The sequence below is a fragment of the Litorivivens lipolytica genome, from assembly GCF_014191715.1.
GTDB lineage: Bacteria > Pseudomonadota > Gammaproteobacteria > Pseudomonadales > Spongiibacteraceae > Litorivivens > Litorivivens lipolytica.
In genome coordinates this window covers 1,188,927-1,214,612 of the sequence record NZ_JACHWY010000001.1, presented here as the reverse complement: position 1 = coordinate 1,214,612, position 25,686 = coordinate 1,188,927, and the positions used below count along the sequence as shown (strand labels likewise).

23 protein-coding genes and 1 riboswitch are annotated in these 25,686 nt (G+C 56.2%); of the genes, 11 read left to right on the top strand and 12 right to left on the bottom strand.

The genetic code is table 11. The features are described from left to right. Genes hypE through FHR99_RS05520 form a run of 11 tightly spaced genes read right to left on the bottom strand, consistent with a single transcriptional unit; the run spans position 1 to position 11,769 of the window. A complete protein-coding gene (gene hypE, locus FHR99_RS05570; RefSeq protein ID WP_343067410.1) occupies positions 1–1,026 on the bottom strand; it encodes a hydrogenase expression/formation protein HypE in 1,026 nt (341 codons plus the stop codon). After that, positions 1,010–2,164: a hydrogenase formation protein HypD gene (hypD, locus tag FHR99_RS05565; protein WP_183409527.1), complete on the bottom strand. Its 1,155-nt coding sequence runs from the start codon at positions 2,162–2,164 to the stop codon at positions 1,010–1,012. Before hypD ends, hypE begins: the two co-directional genes overlap by 17 nt. Beyond that, positions 2,161–2,823 carry a D-sedoheptulose-7-phosphate isomerase gene (locus FHR99_RS05560; RefSeq protein WP_183409526.1) on the bottom strand — a complete coding sequence of 221 codons (663 nt, stop codon included), beginning with the start codon at positions 2,821–2,823 and terminating at the stop codon, positions 2,161–2,163. The genes hypD and FHR99_RS05560 overlap by 4 nt, the downstream gene beginning before the upstream one ends. Next, on the bottom strand, positions 2,820–3,089 hold the full coding sequence (hypC, locus tag FHR99_RS05555; RefSeq protein WP_183409525.1) for a HypC/HybG/HupF family hydrogenase formation chaperone: 270 nt from the start codon (positions 3,087–3,089) through the stop codon (positions 2,820–2,822). The genes FHR99_RS05560 and hypC overlap by 4 nt, the downstream gene beginning before the upstream one ends. Next, positions 3,089–5,377, bottom strand: a complete 2,289-nt coding sequence (hypF, locus tag FHR99_RS05550) for a carbamoyltransferase HypF (protein WP_183409524.1) — start codon at positions 5,375–5,377, stop codon at positions 3,089–3,091. The genes hypC and hypF overlap by 1 nt, the downstream gene beginning before the upstream one ends. Beyond that, positions 5,374–5,925 carry a hypothetical protein gene (locus tag FHR99_RS05545; RefSeq protein WP_183409523.1) on the bottom strand — a complete coding sequence of 184 codons (552 nt, stop codon included), beginning with the start codon at positions 5,923–5,925 and terminating at the stop codon, positions 5,374–5,376. Before FHR99_RS05545 ends, hypF begins: the two co-directional genes overlap by 4 nt. After that, on the bottom strand, positions 5,918–6,406 hold the full coding sequence (locus tag FHR99_RS05540) for a hydrogenase maturation protease (protein WP_246386462.1): 489 nt from the start codon (positions 6,404–6,406) through the stop codon (positions 5,918–5,920). The genes FHR99_RS05545 and FHR99_RS05540 overlap by 8 nt, the downstream gene beginning before the upstream one ends. Further along, on the bottom strand, positions 6,406–8,001 hold the full coding sequence (locus FHR99_RS05535; protein WP_183409522.1) for a nickel-dependent hydrogenase large subunit: 1,596 nt from the start codon (positions 7,999–8,001) through the stop codon (positions 6,406–6,408). Before FHR99_RS05535 ends, FHR99_RS05540 begins: the two co-directional genes overlap by 1 nt. A gap of 8 nt (positions 8,002–8,009) precedes the next feature. Then, a complete protein-coding gene (locus FHR99_RS05530) occupies positions 8,010–8,972 on the bottom strand; it encodes an NADH-quinone oxidoreductase subunit B family protein (RefSeq protein ID WP_183409521.1) in 963 nt (320 codons plus the stop codon). Then, positions 8,969–10,615, bottom strand: coding sequence for a PAS domain S-box protein (locus FHR99_RS05525; protein ID WP_183409520.1), 1,647 nt, complete (start codon positions 10,613–10,615; stop codon positions 8,969–8,971). The genes FHR99_RS05530 and FHR99_RS05525 overlap by 4 nt, the downstream gene beginning before the upstream one ends. Next, positions 10,582–11,769, bottom strand: a complete 1,188-nt coding sequence (locus FHR99_RS05520) for a hybrid sensor histidine kinase/response regulator (protein WP_183409519.1) — start codon at positions 11,767–11,769, stop codon at positions 10,582–10,584. The genes FHR99_RS05525 and FHR99_RS05520 overlap by 34 nt, the downstream gene beginning before the upstream one ends. Positions 11,770–11,977: 208 nt before the next feature. Beyond that, positions 11,978–12,165: riboswitch (cobalamin riboswitch) on the top strand. Between the two features lie 94 nt (positions 12,166–12,259). Between FHR99_RS05520 and FHR99_RS05515 the strand changes: the two genes are divergently transcribed. The 6 genes from FHR99_RS05515 (at position 12,260) to FHR99_RS05490 (ending at position 19,151) form a co-directional block, all read left to right on the top strand. After that, entirely contained in the window at positions 12,260–13,534 is a 1,275-nt protein-coding gene (locus FHR99_RS05515) for a cobyrinic acid a,c-diamide synthase CobB (RefSeq protein WP_183409518.1), read from the top strand. Between the two features lie 24 nt (positions 13,535–13,558). Next, a complete protein-coding gene (locus FHR99_RS05510; protein WP_183409517.1) occupies positions 13,559–14,482 on the top strand; it encodes a CobD/CbiB family cobalamin biosynthesis protein in 924 nt (307 codons plus the stop codon). Beyond that, positions 14,482–15,543: an aminotransferase class I/II-fold pyridoxal phosphate-dependent enzyme gene (locus FHR99_RS05505; RefSeq protein ID WP_183409516.1), complete on the top strand. Its 1,062-nt coding sequence runs from the start codon at positions 14,482–14,484 to the stop codon at positions 15,541–15,543. Before FHR99_RS05510 ends, FHR99_RS05505 begins: the two co-directional genes overlap by 1 nt. Positions 15,544–15,637: 94 nt before the next feature. Next, on the top strand, positions 15,638–16,600 hold the full coding sequence (locus tag FHR99_RS05500; protein ID WP_183409515.1) for an NAD-dependent epimerase/dehydratase family protein: 963 nt from the start codon (positions 15,638–15,640) through the stop codon (positions 16,598–16,600). 272 nt (positions 16,601–16,872) lie between these two features. After that, positions 16,873–17,634 (top strand): SDR family oxidoreductase, encoded by a 762-nt coding sequence (locus FHR99_RS05495; RefSeq protein ID WP_183409514.1) that lies wholly within the window; start codon positions 16,873–16,875, stop codon positions 17,632–17,634. A gap of 134 nt (positions 17,635–17,768) precedes the next feature. Beyond that, positions 17,769–19,151, top strand: coding sequence for an amidase (locus FHR99_RS05490; protein WP_183409513.1), 1,383 nt, complete (start codon positions 17,769–17,771; stop codon positions 19,149–19,151). 1 nt (position 19,152) lies between these two features. On the opposite strand, the gene FHR99_RS05485 is transcribed toward FHR99_RS05490, so the two are convergent. Further along, complete coding sequence (locus FHR99_RS05485) at positions 19,153–20,232, bottom strand: AraC family transcriptional regulator (protein ID WP_183409512.1); 1,080 nt, start codon at positions 20,230–20,232, stop codon at positions 19,153–19,155. Between the two features lie 143 nt (positions 20,233–20,375). On the opposite strand from FHR99_RS05485, the gene FHR99_RS05480 reads away from it, so the two are divergent. Genes FHR99_RS05480 through FHR99_RS05460 form a run of 5 tightly spaced genes read left to right on the top strand, consistent with a single transcriptional unit; the run spans position 20,376 to position 25,683 of the window. Then, complete coding sequence (locus FHR99_RS05480) at positions 20,376–20,894, top strand: hypothetical protein (RefSeq protein WP_183409511.1); 519 nt, start codon at positions 20,376–20,378, stop codon at positions 20,892–20,894. Between the two features lie 3 nt (positions 20,895–20,897). Then, the gene (locus tag FHR99_RS05475) at positions 20,898–21,662 is read left to right on the top strand and encodes an SDR family NAD(P)-dependent oxidoreductase (protein WP_183409510.1); all 765 of its coding nucleotides are present in this window, start codon (positions 20,898–20,900) and stop codon (positions 21,660–21,662) included. Between the two features lie 3 nt (positions 21,663–21,665). Then, complete coding sequence (locus FHR99_RS05470) at positions 21,666–22,670, top strand: aromatic ring-hydroxylating dioxygenase subunit alpha (RefSeq protein WP_183409509.1); 1,005 nt, start codon at positions 21,666–21,668, stop codon at positions 22,668–22,670. A 16-nt stretch (positions 22,671–22,686) separates the two neighbouring features. Beyond that, positions 22,687–24,807: an oxidoreductase gene (locus FHR99_RS05465; protein ID WP_183409508.1), complete on the top strand. Its 2,121-nt coding sequence runs from the start codon at positions 22,687–22,689 to the stop codon at positions 24,805–24,807. A gap of 51 nt (positions 24,808–24,858) precedes the next feature. Continuing rightward, entirely contained in the window at positions 24,859–25,683 is an 825-nt protein-coding gene (locus FHR99_RS05460; protein ID WP_183409507.1) for a 23S rRNA (adenine(2030)-N(6))-methyltransferase RlmJ, read from the top strand. Positions 25,684–25,686 lie beyond the last annotated feature (3 nt).

Below are 25,686 nucleotides of genomic sequence, written 5' to 3'. Positions count from 1 at the left end.
CTAACAGATTCTCGGCAGCAGCTCACCGCGCGGCATATCCAATAGTCGCGTTGCACCAAAGGCGCTTTCCAGTTCGACCTTGCCGGGGCGACGGTCGGTTATTTCGCCTATCGCGGTGGCGTGCAAACCGTGTGGGTGACGCCGTAGTTCTTCCAGTGCGGAACCTGCGGTATCGGCTGCCAATACCGCGACAAAGGTGCCTTCGTTGGCCAGGCTTAAGGGATCAAAACCCAACAACTCGCAGGTGCTGCGCACCGCAGGGCGTACCGGGATAGCGGTTTCTCTTACCCGCACGCCCTGTTGACTGCTTGAGGCTATTTCATTTAATACGGCGGCGAGCCCGCCGCGCGTAGCGTCCCGTACGAAGCGCACACCTCCGTGGGCAAACAATAATTCGGTGAGCGGTGTTATCGCCTTGCAGTCGCTGGTCACATCGATGTCTAGTTGCAGATCGCTGCGCGCGCCGAGAATGGCGGTACCGTGATCGCCGATAAAACCGCTGACGATAACCGTGTCACCGGTTTTCAGGCGATCAATGCCGGGCTGACGGTCTGACGGAATTACTCCGAGGCCGCTGGTATTGATGACCAGTCCATCAATGGCACCACGTGGCATGACTTTGGTATCCCCGGTGACGATGGTGACCTCAGCTGAGTGTGCTGCTTGTTGCAGTGACTGTAGATAAAAGCGCAGCTCTTCAAGCGCAAAACCTTCTTCGATAATCAGGCTGAGAGACAAGAAGCGGGGAATGGCACCGGAGCAGGCCAGATCGTTCACGGTGCCGTTCACTGCCAGAGCACCAATGTCGCCACCGCGAAAGCGCAGTGGCGAAACGGTATAGGTATCGGTGGTAAAGGCCAGTCGGTCCCCACTTTGGGCGAGGCTGTTCAGGGCAAAGGTCGCCGCGTCGTCCCGTTGCAGGCTTAAGGGGTCGAGGTACTGATAAATAACATCATCCAGCAGGCGTTGCATGTCGCGGCCACCGGCACCCTGCGACAGGGTGATATGCTCAGGCACACTGATCACGAGGCACTCCGTAATTGTAATAGGCGGCGCAGGCGCCTTCTGACGATACCATCAAAGCGCCCTGAGGTTGCTCGGGGGTACACTGGTTGCTATAGAGTTTGCATTGAGAAGGTTTCAATACGCCCTTGAGTACTTCGCCACATTGACAGTGAGACGGGTCAGGAATTTTCTGCTGGCCAAGGTCAAAGCAGTGCTCGGCGTCAAAGGCCCGATAGGCCGCTCGCAGCCGCAGGCCGGATTGATCTATCGCACCCAGCCCGCGCCATTCAAAAGACTCGCGGACTTCAAATACCTCGGTAATCGCCTGCAGTGCGACTGCATTGCCGTGATCGCGTACCACTCGGGTGTATTGGTTCTCCAGCGCAGGTGCGCGGTTGAGGTGCTGATTCACAATCATCGTGATCGACTGGAGGATATCCAGCGGTTCAAAGCCGGCGACCACAAAGGGAATGCCGAAGCGTTCCGGTACAAAGCGAAACACCTCAGTACCGATAATCATGCAGGCATGACCGGGGCCGAGAAAGCCATCCAGTCGCATGTCTGGCGACTGTAGGATGGCGCGAATGGTAGCGAGAATGGTGATGTGGTTGCTGTAGACCAGAAAGTTATCAACCGAAGATGCGCGTGCCTGTTGCAAGGCCAGCGCGGTCGCGGGCAGGGTGGTTTCAAAACCCAGCGCAAAAAATACGACGGTTTTATCCGGGTGCTGACGGGCAAGGTTCAAGGCATCGAGCGGCGAGTAAACCACGCGCACATCGGCGCCTTCAGCGCGGGCCTGCAGCAAACTTTTTTTGGCGCCGGGTACGCGCAGAGCGTCGCCAAAGCTGGCCAGAATGGTATCGGGCGCAGTGGCAATACGCAGGCAATCGTCGATCACTCCCTTGGGTAAAACGCAGACCGGGCAGCCGGGTCCGTGCACCAGTTCGATGCTGTCGGGCAGCAAGTCGTGCAGACCATAGCGGAAAATACTGTGCGTATGGCCGCCACAGACTTCCATAATTTGCAGGGGTTTCTGGCGCTGTTGGCTAAGCCGATCGCACTGATCGTGAAGCGTTTCAAGTAGCTGCCTGGCCAGCGCCGGATCGCGAAATTCATCGAGGTAGCGAAGCCCTTCTTCAGTATTTGAGATTGTGCTCATAAGCGCTTTGCCAATAGGCTATGTACCACATCCCACAGGCAGTGGTAGGCCAGTACATGGCTTTCCTGAATACGGTGAATATTGTTGCCGGGCACGCAGAGAATATGGTCGACGCCCAGCGCTCGCAGCTTGCTGCCGTCACCCCCGATAAAGGCCACGGTTGTCAGCCCCATATTTTTGGCGGCGGTAAACGCCTGGCAGAGATTTTCTGATTCACCGCTGGTCGATAATCCCACCAAGGTATCGCCCGCCCGTCCCAGCGCCATAACCTGACGCTGAAAAGCGAGTGCATAGCCTACGTCGTTGCTGGTAGCGGTGAGCATAGCGGTGTCGGCGGCGAGGTTCACGGCAGGCAAAGGTGGGCGCCCGACAGAGACCGGATGATTAAATTCCACCGCCAGATGGGAGGCATCGCAGCTGGAACCACCATTGCCCATGCAAAGCAGTTTGCCGCCGGCGGCAAAGGTTTTGGCCATTGCTTGAGCTGCGTCGATTAGTGTCTGTCCGTTTTGTTCGATAAAGGCCAGCTTGGTTTGTGCGCTGTGCTCGGCTTTTTCCGTCAGGGCTTGAAGTAAACTTTCATTGTCAGGCGACTTGTCTGTCGCGCCTGAGTCTTCCGAGAGAAACGGGTAGAGCTGTTTCAATGCATCCTTCGTCATAGCCGCGCTCCTTGCGTCTCTGCTTGCAATTCACCCAGCTCATTAAGCAGGGTGAGGGTTAGTTCCGCCTCTGCTTCATCAATCAAGGCCATGGCAAAACCGACGTGAACCAGCACCCAGCAACCCACCAGCTCGGTGGGAGACTGCGCGTCTTTGCAGACACAGGCCAGATTGATTTCACGGCGCACGCCGGCGATCTCCACGATGCCGAGTTTTGCAGCCTCGTTGCTGATAGTCTTAACCTGTGCGGGAATGCCTAGGCACATCAGTGTGGCCCTCCCAGTGCGGTGGCCGCCGCAATGCAGGCCTGACCCAGTGCCAGCCCGCCATCGTTGGCAGGGATGTCTTGGTGAGTCAGTACCGTGATGTTGTGGACATTCAATACCGTTTCGCACAGACCGCTCAGTAAAGCATTTTGGAATACGCCGCCGCTGAGTACGACGCAGCGATCCAGTGTCGGGTTTTGTGCGAGCAAGCGCACGGCATTGTCGGTAATCAGGGCCGCGAGGCTGTGATGAAACTTGAGAGCGATGTGTTCGCGAGATTGGCCCTCGTTTAGCTCAAGCAGTATGTCTTGCCAGAGTGTAGGGAAATACAAGATGCTCTGGTTTGTTTGCCAGCCATAACGCTCTGTTATGGTGTCTGCGCACTGTTCCGCAAGGGCTTGTAGCTCAATGGCTGGTGCTGCGTCATAGGCGGCCTGTTCGCAGCCCAAGGTGGCGGCAACCGCATCAAACAAACGTCCGGCGGCGCTACTGATGGGGCTGTTGATGCTGCGATCGATCATGCGGCTGACCGTCTCGCAGGGTTTTTCGCGAAGCACCGCAAAGCCGCGCATCTGTTCCGCTTCCCAGCCAGACTTATGGAGGGCGGAGAGCAAGCAGCGCCAGGGTTCACGCATCGCATTTTCGCCACCGGGCAGGGCCATTGCCGGCAGGTGGGCCAGACGTTTGAAATGGCGGTAGTCGGCCTGCAGAAACTCACCGCCCCACAAGGTGCCATCAGGGCCAAGACCGTTGCCATCAAAGCAGATTGCCAGCACTGGCTTTGCCGACAAGGGGCGGCCGTGGCCGGCAAGACAACTGGCAGCGTGAGCGTGGTGATGCCAGATGGGTTCTGTCGGACGGCCATCGGCAAGGGCATTTGCGATTTGTGTGCTTGCATAATCGGGGTGGGCGTCGTGACAAATTTGCTGTGGTGCGATCCCTGTGAGTGTTTGGAAGCGGGATACTTCGCGCTGGAAGGCCTCTTGTGCTTCGAGGCTATCCAGATCCCCTAACCACGGTGAGAGAAATGCTTCCCCTTGCGCGGTCAAACAAAACGCTGCTTTTTGGTGGGCACCGAGGGCCAAAATCGATGGCGCCTTTTCCAGCCCTGCCGGCAGGGGAAGGGCGGCGGGTGCATAGCCTCTGGCACGGCGCAAACTGTGTGTAGTCGCTCCCATACATTGCACCACGGAATCATCGATACGCCGAACGATGCGACGGTTGTGATCCAGTATCGGCAGATTGCGGCTAAGGTTTTCCGGGAGTTCTCGGCAATCGGTGGGTGAAGGCTGGCCGGGTGCGTTGGCGCTGGTCACAACGAGGGCCGGTACCGACAGGGCGTGCAGCAGGTGTTGAAGCGGTGTATTGGCCAGCATGATGCCCAGACGGCCGGTGCCCGGCGCCAGTCGATTCGCCAGCACCTGATCACGTGCTTTCAACAAAACAATCGGCGCCGAACTAGACTTCAGAGTTTCGCACTCGGTGGTTGATAGATCAGCCAGTGCCTCGGCAATATCAATCGAAGCTACGGCCACAGCCAGCGGTTTGTGCGGGCGATGCTTCAGGGCGCGCAGTGTGGCAACTGCGTCGTCAGAGTTGGCATTGCACACTAACTGGAAACAGCCGTTTCCCTTTTTGACGATGACTTCCCCCTGCAGGAGTTTTTGCGCTGCACCCAGTAGCGCGTCGCGACCCGACAATACCGGCTGGTGAGGTGGAGATAAGGTCAGGTGCGGACCGCAGTCTGGGCAGGCACTGGCCTCTGCATGAAAACGCCGATTGGTGTGGTCGTGATATTCCGTTTCGCAGCTCGGACAAAATGGGAAGTCTCTCAGGCTGGTATTGGCCCGATCCCACGCTGTGTGCTCAATGACGCTGTAGCGTGGCCCACACTCGGCGCAGTGAGTGAAGGGGTAGTGAAAACGCACGTTGCTTTTGTCGAAGAGCTCTTTGCGACACTGATCACATAGTGCCCGGTCCGGGGAAACATGTTGTGGCCCGGGGGCGGTATGGCTTTCACTAATCTTGAAATCACGACGTGCGGTTGCAGCAATGGTTTGCCGCTGAATCTGTTCAATGCGGGCACTGGCAGGCCCCTGAGTTGTTAGGCGGTGAAGCGCCTGCGAAATGGTTTGTGCGGAGCCGCACCATTCAATCGTCACATCGCCACCGCTGTTAAATACTTCACCGCCCAGCTGCAGTTCGGCGGAAAGATTGGCGAGAAAGGGGCGCATGCCGACCCCCTGCACCAGACCGCGCAGGGATATCCGCTCGCAGTGGACAGTCAATGGGCCTCCTGCTGCCGCGGATCGACAATCTGTACAATCTGCACCTGATGTTCCTGAGATAGGGGGCTATTGCTGAAGCGCACAGTTTTAAGCCAGCGACAGGCGCTCTTCAGTGTGCTTTCTATCTGGCTAAGTTGTGCCGCTGAGGCAGGCTCACCCTGCCAGGTGAGTTCTACGCTATCTGGCAGGACAATATGTTGCAGGGCGATATCGCTGCCCCGCGCGGCCAGTTCGGGGCGCAGTGTTTCCAGCGCGTCGAGCACGCTCTCCTGCGCTGAGGGCTTGACCAGATTATGCCGGCGCAGCATGGCGTACACCTCGGGTTTGGCCATCGCTTCGCGCAGTCTGCTTGCGCAGTGAGGGTCTTCAGCAAGGCTTTGCAGCAGACTGCTCAGCCCTTTGTGGTGAAAGTTTTCAATATCGTTTACCAGAGCCTCTGCCGTTTTACGCTCGCTTTCAGGCAGCGCGGCGATGTCTGTCAGCAGCTGGTCTATGCTGGCCGCGAGCGTTTCGGGACTGACTGAGGGTGTTGAGGACAGATCAGGCATGGATACCTTCCTTTGCTGCAAGTTCAGTAAGCAACTGCTGAATCAAATGGTCCGCCGTTTGTCTGACGGGATCGCTCAAACTCAGCCCGAGCTGTAATTGCAGGGCTTCAATCAGGTACACGTCGACAAAACGCGGGAAGTGCTCACGATATATTTTCTGTCCTGCATACAAAGCGTTTTGCCAGCGAAAACCGTGCAGATTCAGGCCGGGATCAGGCAGGCACGCCAGCTCTTCACCTGGCACTCGATACAAAGCGCCGGGTCGCCCCGTGGGGGTGCAGGCATCGATCACAATCAGCCGGTCGCAACCGCGCGCCTTGAACATGACTTCCATGCCGTTGGTGCCGGTATCGTGGCATTCAACGTTCGCCTCATCTTTTAGCGCATGGTGTAGAGCGTTAACGACATAACTGCCGACGCCATCATCACTCCGATTGGCATTGCCGCAGCCGATAATGGCAGTTTTCATAAGCGTATCCATCAGGCCACCCGGAAGCGGGACAATTCCTTGCCGCTTTTTGCGTCGTGGGCGTGGACGGTGCAGACCATGCAGGAATCAAAGGAGCGTGCCACATGGCCGACTTCAACCGGATCGCGAGGGTTAGCGATGGGGGTGCCGATTAAGGCCTGTTCCAGCGGACCGCGATTGCCTTCGCTGTCCCGGGGCCCAATATTCCAGGTGGTTGGTGAAACGATCTGGTAGTTGTCGATCTTGCCATCGCGCACACGAATCCAGTGCGATAGGGCACCTCGCGCCGCTTCAGTGGCGCCAAAACCTTCGCCATCTTTCTCGCGCGGTTTGAGATACCACTCGTCTTGCAGGCGGAATTCACGCAGGCAGTGCTCCGCTTCCCGGTATAGTTTGACCGTTTCATGCATGCGCGCGAAATGCCGCAACAAAAGGCTGGGGCCGCCGAGTGAGCGCATCATATTGAGTACCAAGGGGTCGTGAATTTGCCAGTCTTCGCCTGCCTCGGCGTAGGCCATACTGCGCGCCAACGCACCGGTTTCCAGTCGGCCAAGGCCTTCATATAACACCGCACTGCTCCAGGAATAGCGGTCTTCGTGATCCACGCTGTTGTCCTGACTCGGCCGAGTTTCCCGATCGAGTGGATAGACATCCGCATCGCCTTCGTCGTACCAGGCATAGCGGGTATTTTCCCTGACATTTTTTTCGTTGACGCCATGGCGCGCGTTCGTGTGAAAGTCATAGATTCCAGAGCGCAAGCGCAGACTGTCGCTGCGCGTTTCGACCGTGGGCTTTTGATAGCGATCTTCGTGGGGCAGGCAGCCCCAGGCCAGATAGCGACCATTGCCCTTGCCGAAGGTGTGCAGACCAATATCTTGTCCCATTCGCCAGTAAAGCCCCAGATCGGAGTTGGCGTGTGCGGGGGATTCATCGAGCCAGGCGAGAAAATCGTCATAGCTGCGAATTTGCTCGTAGCGCTCCAGCGAACAGCCGAGCCAAACCGGTTCCAGCCAATCGCGCCGAAAGTTTTCCAGAATGGCCCATGCACGTGTAACGTCGGTTAGTGCCGGCGCGCACATCACACCGCCGGGCACCATGTAACTGGAGTGAGGCCACTGGCCACCGAACAGGGCGTAGATTTCGACGGGCCGGCCGGAGATCGTGATACCCAACTCATAGTGGGTGCCGGTGTAGGCCGACCAGCGTTTTACAGCCTCGTCGTAGAAGGGGCTGTTTTTATAGTTTTCATGGGTGAAGTCAATTTGAAAAAGGCCGTAGTGGTGACGCACAAAGCTTTGAATGCTCTCGGCCAATAGGCCGAGATTGCGGGCGAGGATCGCGTTGCGCGGCACTTCGGTCTGCCAGGCAGTGTCCAGTGCCCATGCAGCGCAGGTGAGGTGGGAGGCACCGCAGATGCCACAGGCGCGGGGAGTGATAATCAATCCCGCTTGTGGGTCTTTGTCCCGCAGAATGACCTCGAGTCCGCGGAACAGTTCGGCGGTAGTCCAGGCGTTAACCACCTGACCATCCTGAATATCCACCCGCACATCCAGATCGCCTTCTACGCGGCCAACGGGTGAGATATCGAGTCGTTTGATATCGCTCATACTGCTCCTTAGATCAGGAAAATGTCTTCTTCTGCCCACTCTGGTGCAGCGATTTTTGCCGCGGCCGTCAGTCTCATATAGCCCATTTTGTCTATGCCTTCCGGTAAGTCTTTGGGAAAGCCCATTTCGGTCTGACTTTTAAAGACCGTGCCCGGCGCCAGCTCATAAAAGGGAAACTCGGGTTCGGTGCAGCCAATGCAGGGCATGCCGGCACGGGTTTTTGACGAGTGTCGGTTCCACAAAATGCGGTTACAGGATGAGCGGGTAACCGGGCCGCGACAGCCAAGATCGTAGTAGAGGCAACCCTTGCGCTGTGCGAATTCGGTGGAGGCGATCTTGTAGGTAAAGTGCATGTTGCGGGTGCAACCGGTTTGGGTGAAGGTCGAGAAAAAAGTCTGTGGCCTTTGCAGCTCGTCCAGGCCGATATCGTTACCCCGGCCGGTAGCGATCGCGACGAGAACCTGGGTAATCCAGTCCGGATGGGCAGGGCAGCCGGAAATATTGATAACGGGAAGGCCAGAGCGGGTCACAAAGTCCGGGCCCAGTGCGCCGCCGCGTTTTTTCTTCAGGTATTGCAAGCCCTCACTGTCAGTCGGGTTGGGGGCGGTGGCCGGGATGCCGCCCCAGGCTGCGCAATCACCTACTGCAACAATGTATTTTGCAACATCGGCGAGATCGTTCACCCAGTCTTTCATGGGTTTGCCGGCAAATCGGTTCCAGCGGCCGCTGCCGTCAGGGCCATTGATTACGGTCCCTTCAAACACCAGCACATCCAGTGGAATTTTCTCGTCACAGCAATCGTTGAGCATCGATTGCACCGCATCCCCGAGCTCCGGGCTGAGGGACGGATGCCAGAGAATGTTGATATCAAATTCGCGCACTAATTCCACAAAGCTCGGTTGCTGAGCATTGAGAAACGACATGGTATTACCGGAGCAGGCGCCACCCTGCAGCCACAACAGGTTGATCATGTGCTCTCCCGATACTGAAGAGGAATAGACAAGGTAAACGTGCTGCCCTGTTCGGGTTGACTGCTGACTGCGATAGAGCCGTGCAGTGCCTGCCGGACAAGGTTGTACGCAAGGTGTAAACCGAGGCCGGTAAATCCCTCGCCGCGCCGCGTGGTAAAAAAGGGATCAAAGACCTTGTTTACTGGATCGGTCGAAATGCCACAGCCTTGATCGGATACGGCCACGTTTAGGTTATCGTCCTGCGCGCTCAGGCTGAGTTGAATATCGCCACCTTTACCCGCATAGCCATGTACCGCGGCATTCATGATCAAAATCCTCAGAACTTGATACAGAGAAACCCGATTCATCTCTAGCTCACCGCTGAAGACTTGGTCGAGCGTCAAGGTGCAGTGATACTTCTGGAGTTCCAGCCCAACCGAAAATACAAGATCATCCAGAAACGAATCGACATCAAATGTGACGGTCTCCTGCTTGTCCTGACTGATCGCCAGTGCTTTAAAACGGCCTATTAGTTCGGTTGCGCGATCGACGTTGCGGGTAAGCAGGTCCGTGAATTCTGTGGTGCGTTGAAAAAAGGCTGTCAGTTGGCTGCCGGTGAGTTTGCTTTCCTGATAAGCCTGTTTGGTTTCGAGGGTGGAGCGAGTCAGACCCGAAGCGGCAGTGACGCAGATGCCCAGTGGCGTATTGATTTCGTGGGCGACGCCCGCAACCATGCTGCCGAGGGCCGCGAGTTTTTCTGATTCAATCAGCTCGGCTTGAGTAGATTCAAGAACCTTCAATGCTTGCGTCAATTTTCGGTTGGACTGTTTTACCAGTTCGTGTTGTTCGGCAATTTCCTGTTCCTGCTTCTTGCGCTCCGTGATGTCGTGAACGACTCCTACAAAGGCATCTTGGCCGTCAATTTTGAGGCTGTTGACGGCCAGCTCCATCGGGAATTCCGAACCGTCTTTGCGCAAGCCGACAACCTCTCGACCGATACCGATAATTTTGGCCTGACGCGTATTAAGATAATTTTTAAGGTAGCTGTCGTGGTGCTCACGATAGGGAGAGGGCATCAGAATATTGACGTTACGGCCAATCATTTCGTGGGCGTGGTAGCCAAACTGCTTCTCCGCCATCGGGTTGACTGCATTGATATTTCCCTCTGCATCAATGGATATGATGCCATCCAGCGCGGTATCGATTACCGCTCCCAGTTTGCTGGTGCTTTCCTCCAGCTTTTTGAAATTCTGTTTTTCGGCGGTGATATTGGTCGAGATCACGACCGAGCCTACGTTATCCCGCGCATTGCCGTCCATTTTTATGGGGTGAACCGAAAGGTATACATCAAGCAGTTCCCCATTGCGGGTTACACGCTTGCTTTCGTAGGGCGATACACTGCGACCGCGCGCCAGTTTGGTCAGTACCTTGTTTTCGGTGCCGCGTAAATTTTCTGGAATCAGTTTGTTCCAGTTTTCACTCAGCATTTGCTCGCGTTCGTGACCAAACAGGACTTCGGCGCCGCGATTCCAGCTGAGAATGTCGCCGTGGATATCCATCGCATAGACAGCTACTCCAGTTGTCAAATGCAACGCCTGAAGGATGTGCTCGTCGAGCACAGGATGTACGCTCAGGCTGTTCTGATCGTTGGGAGCTGAAGGCATAGTGTGGTGCCATAAGGTGAGTTTGGTTGCGCCCAGATGCTGCCGCCGTGCAATTGCATGATGCGTTTGCAAACCGCAAGGCCGATGCCATAGCCTTCTATGTTGTTGGTTCGCTCATCGCGTTTGAATGGCAGAAAAATTTTCTCAATATTTTCCTCGCTGATCCCCTTGCCATTATCCGAGATCGTCAGTGTGACCGTTGGATGCTGGTGAATGGAGGCGATATTTATCGCTAGGGGGCGATCCTCCGATTGATACTTGCTGGCATTTTCCAGCACATTTAAAAGGACATGTTGTATCAGCGCTGGATCGCAGAACACCGGTTGGTCGGTATGCTGTTCCTCGCTCACAACCACTTCTGGGTGGTTGGCCATAAAGGTACTCACCGCATCGCGAATCAGACTGCTCGTTTTGCAGGCGCGTACATCAAGCGTCTGCGCGCCCGCCCGAGCCAGTTCCAGCAAACTGTTGATCAGGCTGTTGAGTTCGCTGCTGGCTTTTTTCATGGCACCAATCAGTTCTTCCGCATCATTGCTGACCGTGGAGCATTCGTCGTGCAGTAAATCAACCAGCGTAGAGATACCTCGTGCAGGGGATTTGATGTCGTGGGCAATCGCATCGGTAAACAGGCGGTTGTCGGCGTTGACCAATTCCAGTGTGCTGTAGGCTTGCTTTAACTCGCGGATGAGCCGGTAGCTATCGACTGCCATGCAGACAATGGCAAACAGCCGGTCGCTGGTCAGCGCCGCCTTCGGTTCGTAGTAGTTGATGCTGCCGTGCATCGCCACGGCACTTTCGGAGTGGTTTCCGGGGTGACCGGTGCGGATTATCAGACGGGTATCCGAATTCTTCAGTTCGTGGCGGATATAATCGGCGACCCGGAGGCCCGCATCGTCAGTTTCCATGACAACGTCGAGCAGAACCACCGCAATGTCGGAGCGGCTCGCCATAATGTCCATGGCTTCGCGGGCAGAATAGGCGTCCAGCAACTCAAAGGTCTTTCCCTGAAAGAGCTGGTTGTCGAGCACAACACGGCTGACGCTGTGCACATCCGGTTCATCATCGACAACCAGAATCGTCCAGCGTTCTTCTACCGCTACCGACTCTATGGAGTCAGTTGCTAGATTTAAGGGTTCATCGCCTGAGTCTGTCATCGTCCATGCTACATACCGTGATCCGTGTTAGTGAAGCAAAGGTCGAGAAGTAGGCATTTATACATACTATCGGTTCACCCCATTCGGCCTATACGTAGTTGCCGCAATTGTGATCGACCCGGAGGATATCGGCTTATTTAGCTAAATACTTGAAAATCAAGGCTTATAGTCGGTAAAGCTGTGTTGACGGCCCTGTTCTAGGTCTTTAAAGTTCTGCCTCGCTAGAGGTCACCTGATTCAGTATAGGTGGTAAACGGGAAGTCGGTAGTCAATACCAAGCCGACGCTGCCCCCGCAACGGTAGGTGAGAGTCGCTGAATCGCTGATCAAGGAATCGGTGATGGGTCGAATAACAATACTCACGAGCCCGGAGACCGGCCTATAGCGAACCGCGAAAACGTTGCGGAGGGCAGCGCGTGGAAAGGCCGTTGCGCCCTTTCTTCGAAGCTATCCTGCGTTTTATCAGGCTACACACTGACAGGGATAGCACGTTGACTGCCAAGCTCATGATTCTCGCCTCGCCGGGTAGTAACCACGGCAAAACACTCCTTAGCGCCGGATTTGCAAAAGCCCTGTTGGATCGGGGTGACAGCGTAACCTTGTTCAAAATGGGGCCGGATTATCTGGACCCGAAATTTCTGCAGAAGGCCACCGGCCTTGACGTGCGTCAGATCGATTACTGGATGTTGGGTGCCGACGGAATTGCCGCTGAACTGCAGCGGGCTGCACAGCACTCGGAGTATATCCTGATCGAGGGGGTGATGGGGCTGTTCGACGGCAGCTTTCCTGTGTCAAAGCTGGCCGTGGAATATGGCATCCCGGTGACACTGACGGTAGAGGCTGCGGCGATGGCGCAGACCTTTGGCGCGGTTGTGCATGGTCTGGCGACGTATGACCCGCAGGTGAATGTCAGTGCGGTGCTGGCGAACCGGGTTGGCAGCGACAATCACGGCGCCATGCTGAAAGACAGCGTACGTGCGCCGGTCAAATACCTAGGCTGGTTGAAGCGCGACCCGCGTTTGCAGGTGGAAGAGCGTCATCTGGGCATCAGCAGTAGTGAAGAGCAGGCGCAAGACTGTGCCGAACTCGTGGCGGAAGTCGTCGCTCCAATGCTCGATGATATTGAGTGGGGGCAATTGGAAAGCCTGCCACAGGCTGAAATCGTTCCCGCTAAAAAAGCCCTTCAGGGCCTGAAAATTGCGGTTGCCAATGATGTTGCCTTTAATTTTCTCTATCACGCCAACATCGATTTTCTGCGTGAGCAGGGTGCGGAGCTTATCTTTTTCTCGCCTCTGAATAACAGTCAGCTACCCTCCTGTGACGCACTGTATTTACCCGGCGGGTATCCTGAGCTCCATCTGGAGAGGCTCTGTGATAATGAAACCATGGCTGACCATATCCGCGAGCATATTCTTTCGGGTAAGCCCTGCGTTGCGGAGTGCGGTGGTATGCTGTACTTGCAATCGTCGCTGACCTACGAGGGGAATCAGCATACGCTGCTGGGGTTGCTGCCGGGTAACGCGGTGGTGGGTGAGCGCTTGGCCGCCATTGGTTATCAACAGGCGCCCAATGAAAAATTAAAGGGGCACACCTTTCACTATGCGGCTATTCCCGATGCACGGACCGACGAGCGGGCCCGTTTTCACGATGGTCGCGAGGGCGAGTTTATCTGGCGTCGCGATGCGCTTGTCGCCTCTTTTGTGCACTGGTATTTCCGCTCTGATCCGGACACGGTTTGTGCCTGGTTTCGGGGCGAGCCCGCCTGATGCCATGCTGAGGCGCATTGCTCGATGATGGAAGCCTTGCTGGTGATTGTTATTGCCGTGTTGCTGGACGCCCGTTTCGGTGAAGTGCGTCGTTGGCATCCGCTGATCGCTTTTGGCAACTTGGCCAAAGCTCTCGAAAAGCGTTTGAACGGCGGTCGGATGAGACTTTTGAAAGGGCTGTTGGCCTTGTCACTGGCGCTAACTGTCCCACTGCTGTTGCTGTGGCTTTTGCATGGACTCTTCGCTTTCTCGATCGTGCTGTTATTTCTGCTGGATGGTGTGGTGCTGTATTTCGCTATTGGCAGGCGCAGCTTGCGCGAACATGCGCTGGCGGTGCGTGACCCTTTGCTGACCGGTGATCTTGCTGCCGCGCGTCTGGTAACGGGGCGTATTGTCAGCCGCGATACTGAACAGGCCAACGAACAGGAACTAGTTACCGCGGTGGTGGAAACCAGCCTGGAAAATACCAACGACGCGCTAGTCGCCTCGCTGGTCTGGTACGCGCTGGGCGGTAGCTTTGGTGTGGTATTGCATCGCTGCAGTAATACGCTGGATGCGATGTGGGGATATCGCACCGAGCGTTTTAACCACTTTGGTCGTGGCGCGGCCCGGCTCGACGACGCGCTGGCTTTTATTCCGGCGCAGCTCCTGAGCGCGCTGTATGTCATTTGTGCCCAGGCGGGGCAGCGCGTGGCAGCCGCGCGAATGTGGTTTATACAGGGCTGGCGTTGGAAAAGTGTAAATGCCGGTTCGGTCATGGCGAGTGGCGCAGCCGCCTTGGGTATACGCCTGGGTGGCAGCGCCTGTTATAGCGGCCAGCACAGCGAACGCCCCGTGCTGGGAGAGGGGCGAGAGCCCTCGCTGGCTGATATCGATGCCTGTTTTGCACTGCAAAACCGCGTACTCTGTGTGTTTTTGTTCACGCTGTTTATTCTTGGAGTGGCGTAGTGCTGGACGCTCAGCGGGCCCTGAAACTTCTGACCACTCATGGTGGCAATAAACCGGCCCTGTGCGAACTGCTGGGCATAGACGAAGGCGACCTGCTGGATCTCAGTTCGGCGGTCAGCCACAAAGCCTATCGCTTGCCTGAACTGCCGCAAAAATTGCTGACCGAACTTCCCTATGAGAGCGCCGAGCTACGAAACATAGCGGCGGACTATTACGGTGTTCTCCCCGCTCAAGTGCTTGCCTGCGCTGGTTCTCAGGCCGCGATTCAGGCCTTGCCGCGTTTGCGGGCAAAGTCCAAAGTCTTGTTGCCGGAGGTGGGTTACGCCGAGCATCGCCAATGTTGGGAGGCCGTGGGGCATGAAATCTGCTTTTACGATGGCGCAAGCCGTGACGCAGTTAGCGAGGCGCTAACCAAACATCAGCCAGAGGTGCTGGTGTTGATTCATCCCAATAATCCGACGGCGGACATTGTTGCGGCGGAGGATCTTAAGTACTGGCATTCCCTGTTGCCCTCCGATGGACAGATTGTGGTCGACGAAGCCTTTATCGACCCTACGCCCGGACACTCTCTGACGTCCTGTCTGCATCTGCCCGGTCTGGTGATCCTTCGCTCCGTGGGAAAGTTTTTTGGACTGCCGGGGCTCAGGCTGGGTTTTGTACTCGCTGAGCCTGCCTTGCTAAGACCATTGCGGGAGGCCTTCGGGCCGTGGCCGGTTTCCTCGCTGGCGCAATGGGCGGGTTGCCAGATGTTGGCAGACCGCGTCTGGCAGCAATCTATGATCCGGGAACTTCAGGTGCAGAGTGAGCGGCAGGATAGTCTGCTGCGGGCCACAGGGCTATCTCCTCGATCGACTCCCTTGTTTACCAGTCTTTGTCTGCCCCACGAACAGGCCGAGAACCTTGCACTGGCGCTGCTGGAGCGGGGTATTGCGCCGCGTTACTACCATCAACACCCCGAGTGGGCCTGGCTGAGGTTAGGGCTGGCACCCGCAGAATCCATGGGCAGGCTCGAGCAGGCACTGAAAGATATTCAAGAGGGTTTACCAAGGCGAGCAATTTGATACTCGCTTGAGCAGGATCACCAATTGCCTAGTCTGGCGTTGGTGTCTATAAAAGCGCCTACACTATAAATATCTTTTATTTTGGGGGAGCGGCATGACAAAGCGCGTCTTGCTGACCGGGGCCTTTGGCAACATTGGTACCTACACCATCGACTACCTGTTGGAACGCGGCCACGAGGTGGTTTGTGTGGATCGCAAACTGCCGGGTACGGAGGCCGTCGCCCGGCGCTATGATCAGCGCATTAAAGCGGTGTGGGGTGATATTACTCAGCCGGCCTTGTGGGAGGAGGCCCTTGTTGGCGTCGATGTGGTGATTCATCTTGCCGCCGTTATTCCACCGGTGACTGAAACCAATCACGCTCTCGCTAACAAGGTGAACGTTGAAGCGACCAAAAACCTGATTGCGGCGATGGAAAAGCAGGGCGTCAAACGCTTTATCTTTGCGTCCAGTGTTGCCGTCTACGGCAAATTACAGGATCGTGAGCCGCCGCTGACGGCCGATAGCCCTTATCGGCCCGATGATCACTACGGCGAAACCAAGCTGGCCTGTGAAAAAGCCATCCACGCCTCGTCGCTCGACTGGAGTATTCTGCGGATCAGCGTTGCGCCGCCGATCGAAATAAAATTTGTGGGCGGCAATCATGATTTTGAAATGATCTTTGATATTGCCGTTGATACCCGTATTGAATACGTGCACCCGGCGGACTGTGCGCTGGCTTTTGCGAACGCGGTCGGCTGTGATGAAGCCATCGGCAAGCATCTGTTGCTGGGTGGCGGACCAAGCTGTCAGTGCACGGGCAAGGAATTCAACGACGCTATTCTTGGTGCCTATGGCATTCCGCCGCTGCCCAATCATATTTTCAAAAAGGGTACACCGGCATTCTACGGAGATTTTCTCGATACGGAAGAAAGTCAGCGTCTGCTGAAGTTTCAGCGTCACAGCCTTGAAGAGAGCCTGTCGCACAGCCGCAAGAGTGTTGGTGTGCTGTACTACGTTATCAAACTGTTCGGCCCGCTGATTCGGCCGATTATGGCCTCGCGTTCACCGTACCGGTAACACCTACGGCAAAAAAAGAGCCCGCGGGGGGCGGGCTTACAGGCTGGATGGGGAAAACAGGCATCCACTATTGATGGATGCCATTTTTCATTGTGCCCAGTTTACGTCGGACGCCCTTTTCACAATACGCCTTAAACCACCGATCTTATTGTCCTAATCGACCGATTCGGCGCCATCTGCGCCGAAAATGTTTATGAATTCTGGCGTTTTTGTGGTTTCTGCAAGCGGATTCCCTTCCTACTATGCTTTGCAAAACAAGGGAGATATTCCATATGGGAACCTACGCTATGACCGGTGGTGCCACAGGTATCGGCGCCGCTATCCGCAAACACCTCGAAAATGCCGGCCATCGCCTGATTGTGGTGGACCTGAAAGATGCGGATATCAATGCCGATCTTTCAAGCGAAGCCGGTCGCGCTGAAGCCCTGAACGGAATTAAATCCCAAGCCGGCGAGGGACTGGATGGTTTTATCGCCTGTGCCGGTGTGTCCGGTTCGGTGCCGGTAAAGCCGCTGATTCCGTCAGTGAATTACTTTGGCGCGGTTGAACTGGTCGAGGGGCTTCGCGAATTGCTCGCTGCCCGTCGTGGCTCGGTCGTTTTGATCTCTTCAAATTCAGCGCCAATGGACACCCGCGCCGACTACGTCGATACCTTATTGGCCGGCGACGAAGCGGCTGCGCGCACCGTGGCCGAGGACACCGACGGCCACGCGCTTTACAGCGGTTCCAAGCAGGCACTGGCGCGCTGGATGCGGCGCAATACCCAGGCCTATGCCGCTGAAGGAATCCGTTTAAATGCGGTGGCGCCCGGTTATACCCGTACGCCGATGACGGAAGCTGTCGCCAAAGACCCGGCCTACGCCGATGCAATCCAACAGTTTCTCGACAGCATTCCCCTGAAACGTGCGGGCGAACCTGAGGATATGGCAAAGGCAGTCAGCTATTTGTTGAGCGACGACGCCAGTTTTGTGTGTGGTTCTGTTTTATTCGTGGATGGCGGTCACGACGCCATGCTGCGCCCGGATTCATTCTGAACAGGCAAACACTCATGACGCAAACACGCCGAAACTTTTTAAAGCGCTCTTCTCTATTGGCTGCGGCATCGTCATTGTCTGGCTGCGCATCTCTCGATTCATCGGGTAGCTATGAGGATTGGGATGCCACGCAAATGGCTTACCTGGTTCGCACCGGTCAGGTCACACCGACTGACTTGCTGAATGAGGCTCTGCAACGCACGCGGCAATGGACCCCCTTGCTGAATGCGATAGTGATGGAGCACACGGAGTTTGCGCGCCGCGAAATTGCGGGTGGCGTCAGCGGCCCGCTGGCAGGTGTGCCCTTTCTGCTAAAAGATCTGAATACCTATCTCGAAGGCACGGTGACCACCGAGGGCAGTCGCTTCTTTGCGGAGGCCGTGGCGGCGCGTGACAGCTATCTGGTAGAGCGTTATCGGCGAGCGGGTCTGGTGATATTTGGTAAAACCGCCACGCCGGAGTTTGGCAAAAACACGACCACGGAAACCCTGTTGTGGGGCGAAACCCGCAATCCGTGGAATCCGGATTACATTGTCGGTGGCTCTTCCGGTGGCTCGGCAGCCGCCGTGGCGGCCGGTATTCTGCCTGTGGCGCACGGCAACGACGGCGGTGGTTCGCTGCGTATTCCCGCCTCGGTCTGCGGCCTGTTTGGTTTGAAGCCGAGCCGTTTTCGCACACCACTCGGCCCGGCCGGGGGTGACGGCAACGGCATGTCGACCCAGCATGTGATGAGTCGCAGCGTTCGCGACAGTGCCTTGCTGTTGGATGTTAGTCGGGGGCCGGAACCCGGTGGTTATGGTTCGATTCGCGCCCCCGAGCGGCCCTATTTTGAGGAAGTTGGCCGCGCTCCCGGAAAGTTGCGCATCGGCCTGATGAAAACCCCGGTGATTGACGTACCGGTGGACCCGGAATGCATCGTGGCGCTGGAAAAAACAGCGCGACTCTGCGAATCGCTCGGCCATCATGTTGAAGAGGTTGAGCTACCAATTAACGGGATGGAAGCCTATCTGGCGGCAGGCAAGCTTTTGTCGCTCAGCAGTAACCTAGCTATTCAGGCGCGTGAGAAAGTGCTTGGACGCAAGGTCACTGAGCAGGATATCGAGCCGATAAACTGGGTACGCTATCACCAGTACAAAAAAGTAAGTGGCGAAGAGGTTCTTGCCGCGCGCAGTCTGCAGGTGAAAGTACACTGGCAGATGGCCGAATTCATGAAGAACTACGACGTGATTCTGTCGCCAACGCTGCCAGTGCTGCCGGCAAAGATTGGTCAGATGGGGCCGAAGCAGCCTATGAAGCAGGTCGAACAACTGGCCTCGATGTACAGCCTGTTTACGCTCCTATACAACTTTACCGGTCAGCCGGCGATGAGTGTTCCATTGCACTGGAGTGCGAATGGCCTGCCTGTTGGGGTGCAGTTTGCCGGGCGGTATGCGGACGAAGATGTGCTGCTGCGCTTGGCGGCTCAACTGGAGCAGGCTGCTCCCTGGAAGGATCGACGGCCGGTCTTGCCGGTCTGACTTATTCGGCATCCCCGTGACTTCGAAACTGTTTCGGCGTCATTCCGGTCCAGCCTTTGAACGAGCGAATAAATGAGCTGGGCTCCAAAAAGCCCAACATTTCCCCGATCTCGTGAATCTTCAGTTTTTCATCGCGCAGGTAGCGAATCGCCAGATCGCGGCGGTAGCGATCTTTCAGCTCCTGATAGCTGGTTCCCTCTTTTTGTAGGCGACGACGCAGGCTCGAGGGCGAGAGGTGCAGGTAATCGGCCATCGCCTCAAAGGTGGGTGGCGCGCCAGTTGGCGATTTGGCCAGCAACGATTTGATCGCCGCACCGGTGCTGGCCGGTCGACTGTCCTGCACAATCAGGGTATACACCGCATTGTCGAGGAATTCATCCAGCGACTCCGGGGTATGCACCATGTGGTTGTCCAGTTGCTCGGCGGAGAAATACAGCGCGGTAAGTTCTGCGTCGAAATCCACATTGACCTGGAATACATTGCGCAAGCTGTCGGCATAGGGCTCGGAAATATTGGGTGCGGAGATGGTGGCTCGGTCCAGATCGATATTGCGGCCAATCAGCCAACCCATAAACACGTACCAGATTCGCAGACCGGAGGCCTTGGCGACGGTATCAATGTAGGCCGTGCGGTCCCATTCTTCCGGGGCGTAGGTGCGGTTGGCCGCGTCACTGTTGATAAGGTAGTGGAGGGCGGCCATGTCCCCTTCTTCAATCAGTTCCACCTGGTGCCCAGTTTGGGGCTGCATCATGCGCTCAAAGCGGGCCGCCCGGTGCAGGGCTTCGCGCAGGGTGTGGCAGGTAATCACGCTGTAGCACATAAAGCGGAAAACATCGGTGCCGATACCGGCGCCCCAGGGCAGTGACATATCCATGCGCTGCATGTCTTGGGCAGCGCTCTCATACAAACGGGAGTAGCGGTAGCTGGATAGCTCGGCATGCTTGTCGAGGGCGTCGACTTCTGCCCGGTTGAGGCCGGCGGACTGGGCCAGCGCCTCCGCATTCAGGCCAATCTTTTCCAGATAATCGAGCAGGCGCTGAAATTTGCCTGCCGGTGTTACATGTTCCTTGCCGTTGCTCATGCCAGCCTTTTTTCCAGTGTTATGAATGACTTGCCGCAGCGAACTTAAATGCCGGTGAAAATGCGCCAATTTGTGCTATTGGGTAAATGTGCCTCTACTACACTGTGTGCTATGACAATAACTTGCCGAAAGGGGCTGACACAATGAGCACACAGTTTGCTGCGCAGGTGCGCCACGAGGCCGTGACTAATGGTATCACCAATTGCTTTTTTAATGGCGTGATTGCCTGGTTGCTCGTCCGTGCGAAGGAGGCAATTCCGGTCTGGGGTGGCCACGGTCTATTGGTGGATTTTTTTGCCACCGGCCTGATTCTGCTGTTCATCGTGACCCTGATTGTTGTGCCGCTGTCCCGCCGCAAGGTGCGACAGGGCAAGCTGGAGCCGGTAGCGCTGTCTGACAACAGTTATGGCCAGCTGATCCGGTTTCTTGCCCGCCGTCATCTGGCCTTGAGTGCCTTGCTGCTGGGCTTGTTGGGCGCGGCTCTGTTTGTTCCCCCCACAGCTGCTGTCTTTGCGCTCATGCACATAGAGAACCTGTCTCCTCTGCAGTTTGCGCTTACCAAAGGGGTTTGGGCGGGACTCGTTGCCGGCTGCATGGTGCCGCCTATGGTGCATATGGCCGTGTGTGTTGATGTGAACGACTATCAAGTACAAGAGAGTTAAAGCATGTCCGGATTACTGGAGAACAAAGTGGCCTTGGTGACGGGCGGCGGTTCGGGGATTGGCCGCGCCATCAGTCAAACGCTGGCCCGTGAAGGCGCCAAAGTTGCCGTTGCTGATTTTAATGAAGCCTTCGGTCAGGAATGTGTTGAACTGATTAAGGCCAGTGGTGGCGAAGCCGTCTTTCTGAAGGTGGATGTGACCCAGGAAGATCAGGTCAAACAGATGGTAGAAGGTACCGTCAGTGCGTTTGGCAAACTCGATGTCGCTTGCAACAACGCCGCGGTCAGTCGTGGCAGTGGCCCGATCCATCAGTTCACCAAAGACGTTTTTGATCAGACACTGGAAATGTGCCTGACCAATACCTGGCTTTGTATGAAACACGAGATCGAAGCCATGCTGGCGCAAGGTGGTGGCGCGATCGTGAATATCTCCTCCAACGCCTCGCTGCGCGGCCAGGCCTATAACACGGCCTATGCTAGTGCCAAGGGTGGCGTGAATATTCTGACCAAGAGTTCTGCCGCTGAGTACGGCAGTCAGGGCATTCGTATTAATGCCATATCGCCCGGTGTGATTCGCACCCCGGGTTTGGAAAAGTATTTTGAAGAACAGCCAAAAATGGCCGAAGGCTTGAAAAAAGTTGCGGTGATGAATCGACTGGGTGAGCCGGAAGAAATCGCGGAAGCCGTCGCCTTTCTGGCATCGGATCGAGCGTCATTTATCACAGGCCAACTGCTGTCGGTAGACGGTGGTGGTGCGGTACGAGGTTAAACCATGACAACACGTGTTCCCCTGCCCATGCCTTATGGCTGGTTTCAAGTGCTTTATTCCCATGAGTTGGCTGTCGGTGAATCCAAGCCTTTGGAATACTTTGATACCGAATTGGTGATCTTCCGAACGGAATCCGGTGAGGCCAAAGTACTAGATGCCTATTGCCCACATATGGGAGCGCATCTGGGTTATGGCATTCGCGATCAGGCGGGCGGCGGTTCGCAAGTGAATGGCGAGAGTATTGTCTGCCCCTTTCACGGCTGGGAATACAATGGCGATGGCGAGTGCACCAAGGTACCTTACGCAAAAAACCTGCCCCCCAAAGTCGCGCGCTGCGAGAAGGTGATTAAAAACTGGCAGGTGCGCGAACTGAACCAGTGCATCTACGTGTGGTATCACCCCGAGGATATTGCGCCGACCTTTGAACCGGAGCCTATTCCCGAAGCCGCCGCCGATAACGCCGACTGGGGCGAAATGAAAACCTACCAGTGGGAGATCAATACCCACATGCAGGAGATTGGCGAAAACGCCGTCGATCCCGCCCACTTTTTCTTTGTGCATGGCACTGCTGATGTTCCTACACCGACGGAGATGTCGTTTGACGAGCACAAGCGTTATGGCTTTCTGAAAACGGAAATGCATACGCCCAAGGGCACCGTGCACGGCAGTATTGAAAACAGCAGCATTGGCCCGGGCATCGCTCTGGTGAAGTTCAGCGGTATCTGCGACACGGTTCTGATGGCCAATATCTCGCCCATCGGCCCGGAAAAGTCGGTCGCAAAATATGCCTTTATTCAACGCGCTGATGCGGGAAAAACCGCCAGTCGGGTAGGGCAGGCAATCATCGATGATATTCGCAAGCAGATGGATGAAGACCGGATTATCTGGGCTCACAAACGCTATCTGGAAAAGCCCATGCTGTGTGATGGCGATGGCCCCTTTAACCGCTTTCGTAAGTGGTATGGCCAGTTTTTAACAGCCTCTCCCTCTGGGAGAGGGCAGGGGTGAGGGGGTAGTCGTCACGATGTTCAAAAACTACAACTACCTGCTGCAGCCCGGCCGCATTGGTTCATTGAACCTGAAAAACCGTATGTTCGTCACGGCGATGGGGGTGAACCTTGCGGAAGCTGATGGGCATTGCGGCGAACGTATTCGCGCCTTTCACGAAGAGCAGGCCAAGGGCGGTGCGGCGCTGGTGACTCTGGGCGTGGCCGGTGTGGCCTGGCCTCACGGCGGCAATATGCCACGTCAGGTCGCGATCTCTGACGATAAATTTATTCCGGGTTTGCGTGACCTTGCCGATGCGGTACATCGTCACGATGCCAAAATCATTTCCCAGCTCCACTTTGGTGGTTTGGTCGGCGTTGAAGATATGAAGCATGGCCGGCCGGTGTGGATTCCGTCGATGCCAGTCTTCAAGCAGAGTGACCTCGAAGCGGGCATGCTCAAGGACGAAATCGCCCGCTCGGCAACCTCACAAAAACTCGACGTGAAACTGCACCCGATGACGAAAGAGGACATCGAGGTACTGGTGCAGAAGTTTGCCGATGGCGCACGCCGTGTGCGTGAAGCGGGCATGGATGGCTTGGAAATCCACGGAGGCCACGGTTACCTGATCTCTGAATTTCTGTCGCCGCTGACCAATCAGCGTGATGATGAATACGGTGGCTCGGTTGAAAACCGTGCGCGCCTGTTGATGGACATTATTGCGGCGGTGCGCAAAGAAGTCGGTCGCGACTTTCCGATCTGGTGCAAGCTGGATTCTGAAGAGTTCGGGCAGGCCGATGGCATCTCACTGGAAGATGCCAAAATCGTAGCGCGCATGGCGCAAGATGCCGGCATGGACGCGATTACCGTGAGCGCCTATCACGACACCTCGCGCGGCGCTCTGCACTCGGAATCCAATATTCCCCATACGCCGGAGCGTTTGGTTGCCAACGCCACGGCGATTAAACAGGTATTGGATATCCCGGTTATTACTTCCGGTCGTATTGAACCGGAACACGCCAGTAAACATATTGGTGAAGGTCACTTCGATTTCTTCGGTATGGGCCGCAAATTGCTGGCCGATCCCCATCTGCCGCGCAAGCTCGCAGAGAACCGCGCCAAGGATATTCGACCCTGTGTTTACTGCTATTGCTGCGTGAGTCAGATTTATCTGGAGTCGCCGGTGAAATGTGCGGTCAATCCGGATACGGCGTTTGAAACCGATAACCTGCTTGCGCCAGCGGACAAGCCCCGTCGTATTGCGGTGATTGGTGGCGGCCCCGGCGGAATGGAAGCTGCGCGCAGGTTGACGCTGCGCGGGCACGATGTGGTTCTGCTTGAAAAAAGCCACGTGCTGGGCGGTACTCTGCAATTCGCTGCAATTGCCTATGAGCCCAATGGCAAATTACTCGACTGGCTGAAAGGGCAGATTCGGCAGCTGCCGATAAATGTTCATTTGAACACCGAAGCGACGCCAGAGTTACTCAAGCGCCTTGGTATCGAGGAGGTTGTGGTCGCAACCGGCGCTACGCGCTCCATGCCGGCCATACCCGGAGCCGATAAAGACTTTGTGTTCAGCGGCGATGAAATGCGAGCGATGGTGCTCGGTGAAAAACTGGGCTCCCTGCGCGACAAACTCGACGGCTTTTCCCGCTTTATGCTGTCAGCCGGTTCACTGACCGGCGCCAGCCAGCGTCGTTCTCTGGTGAATCTCGCAACCCGTCACTGGATGCCGCTGGGCGATAAGGTGGTCATTATTGGTGGTGAACTGGTCGGCCTGGAGCTGGCAGAATACCTCGCCCATCGCGGCAAGCAGGTTACCGTACTGGAGGAAAGTTCACGTCCCGGCGCTGGCTTGTATCTGGTGCGTCGTCTGCGCCTGCTGGACGAACTGCGCGAAGAAGGTGTAACGCTAATCAGCAAGGCCAGTGAAATTGCCATCGGCGATCAACAGGTGGCTTATCGCAACTACCGCGGTCAGATTCGTCATCTTGGCGCTGACCATGTTGTGGTCGCAAAAGGCGCCGAAGGCAACCTGAGTTTGGCTGACAAGCTGAGCCATCAGGGCTTTTCCGTGCATACTGTAGGGGACTGCAGTGGTGTGACCTACATTGAAGGCGCCATGCACGACGCCGCAAGGGTGGCGGCGACTATTTAGCGCCGCCCGGCTGTGGTAATTTAGCGCGCCTCGAACCTAGGGGGCATTACTGTGCTCAGCTACCAACATCACTACCATGCCGGAAATTACGCCGATGTGCTCAAGCACTGGTTGCTATTGGAGTGCGTTGCCCACCTGCAGAAGAAAGATAAACCCTTCGACTATATCGATACCCATGCCGGGGCGGGTTTGTACCGGCTGGATTCCGATGCGGCGCGCAAGACCGGTGAAGCGGTAAAGGGTGTGTTAAAACTCGATTGGGATGCCATGCCGGAGCTTTCGCTTCTGCAGGATAATCTACGGGATGATTTAAAAAACCAGCGCTATCCCGGCTCCCCCTTACTGGTTTCCCGTTTGTTGCGACCGGGCGATAAAGCCTGGTTGTGCGACCTCCACCCCTCAACGCTGCGCGAACTCGAGCAGCACTGCGGCCAGCGCAAGGGTAACTACGTGCGTAAAGAGGATGGCTTTAAAGCGCTGCCGGGGCTCTTGCCTACAGCTAGCCGCCGGGCTCTGGTCTTGATTGATCCCTCCTACGAAGTCAAAAGCGATTACCAGACGGTGGTCAAAGTCGCCACTAGTGCGCTGCATAAAATGGCCCAGACCCAGGTGCTGATCTGGTATCCGGTGGTGGATCGCGAGCGCATAAATCAACTGGAAAAGGACGTAAAACGCGCCGGACTGCGCAATAGTCATCTCTTTGAAATAGGCGTTGCCGACGATGATAAGCCGGGAATGACGTCATCGGGCTTAATTGCCGTCAACCCATCGTGGACGGCGCCGGAGCGTTTCAAAACGCTTGCGCCAAAACTCTCCTCTACTCTTACCGAAGATGGCAAAGCCCGCTGGCGCTATCAGGTGCTGGTGCCAGAATAAGCA

Coding starts and splice junctions, on each gene's coding strand:
- hypD (WP_183409527.1), bottom strand. CDS start 2,164: ATGAGCACAATCTCAAATACTGAAGAAGGGCTTCGCTACCTCGATGAA.
- FHR99_RS05560 (WP_183409526.1), bottom strand. CDS start 2,823: ATGACGAAGGATGCATTGAAACAGCTCTACCCGTTTCTCTCGGAAGAC.
- hypC (WP_183409525.1), bottom strand. CDS start 3,089: ATGTGCCTAGGCATTCCCGCACAGGTTAAGACTATCAGCAACGAGGCT.
- FHR99_RS05545 (WP_183409523.1), bottom strand. CDS start 5,925: ATGCCTGATCTGTCCTCAACACCCTCAGTCAGTCCCGAAACGCTCGCG.
- FHR99_RS05540 (WP_246386462.1), bottom strand. CDS start 6,406: ATGGATACGCTTATGAAAACTGCCATTATCGGCTGCGGCAATGCCAAT.
- FHR99_RS05535 (WP_183409522.1), bottom strand. CDS start 8,001: ATGAGCGATATCAAACGACTCGATATCTCACCCGTTGGCCGCGTAGAA.
- FHR99_RS05530 (WP_183409521.1), bottom strand. CDS start 8,972: ATGATCAACCTGTTGTGGCTGCAGGGTGGCGCCTGCTCCGGTAATACC.
- FHR99_RS05525 (WP_183409520.1), bottom strand. CDS start 10,615: ATGCCTTCAGCTCCCAACGATCAGAACAGCCTGAGCGTACATCCTGTG.
- FHR99_RS05520 (WP_183409519.1), bottom strand. CDS start 11,769: ATGACAGACTCAGGCGATGAACCCTTAAATCTAGCAACTGACTCCATA.
- FHR99_RS05510 (WP_183409517.1), top strand. CDS start 13,559: ATGATGGAAGCCTTGCTGGTGATTGTTATTGCCGTGTTGCTGGACGCC.
- FHR99_RS05500 (WP_183409515.1), top strand. CDS start 15,638: ATGACAAAGCGCGTCTTGCTGACCGGGGCCTTTGGCAACATTGGTACC.
- FHR99_RS05495 (WP_183409514.1), top strand. CDS start 16,873: ATGGGAACCTACGCTATGACCGGTGGTGCCACAGGTATCGGCGCCGCT.
- FHR99_RS05490 (WP_183409513.1), top strand. CDS start 17,769: ATGGCTTACCTGGTTCGCACCGGTCAGGTCACACCGACTGACTTGCTG.
- FHR99_RS05485 (WP_183409512.1), bottom strand. CDS start 20,232: ATGAGCAACGGCAAGGAACATGTAACACCGGCAGGCAAATTTCAGCGC.
- FHR99_RS05480 (WP_183409511.1), top strand. CDS start 20,376: ATGAGCACACAGTTTGCTGCGCAGGTGCGCCACGAGGCCGTGACTAAT.
- FHR99_RS05475 (WP_183409510.1), top strand. CDS start 20,898: ATGTCCGGATTACTGGAGAACAAAGTGGCCTTGGTGACGGGCGGCGGT.
- FHR99_RS05470 (WP_183409509.1), top strand. CDS start 21,666: ATGACAACACGTGTTCCCCTGCCCATGCCTTATGGCTGGTTTCAAGTG.
- FHR99_RS05465 (WP_183409508.1), top strand. CDS start 22,687: ATGTTCAAAAACTACAACTACCTGCTGCAGCCCGGCCGCATTGGTTCA.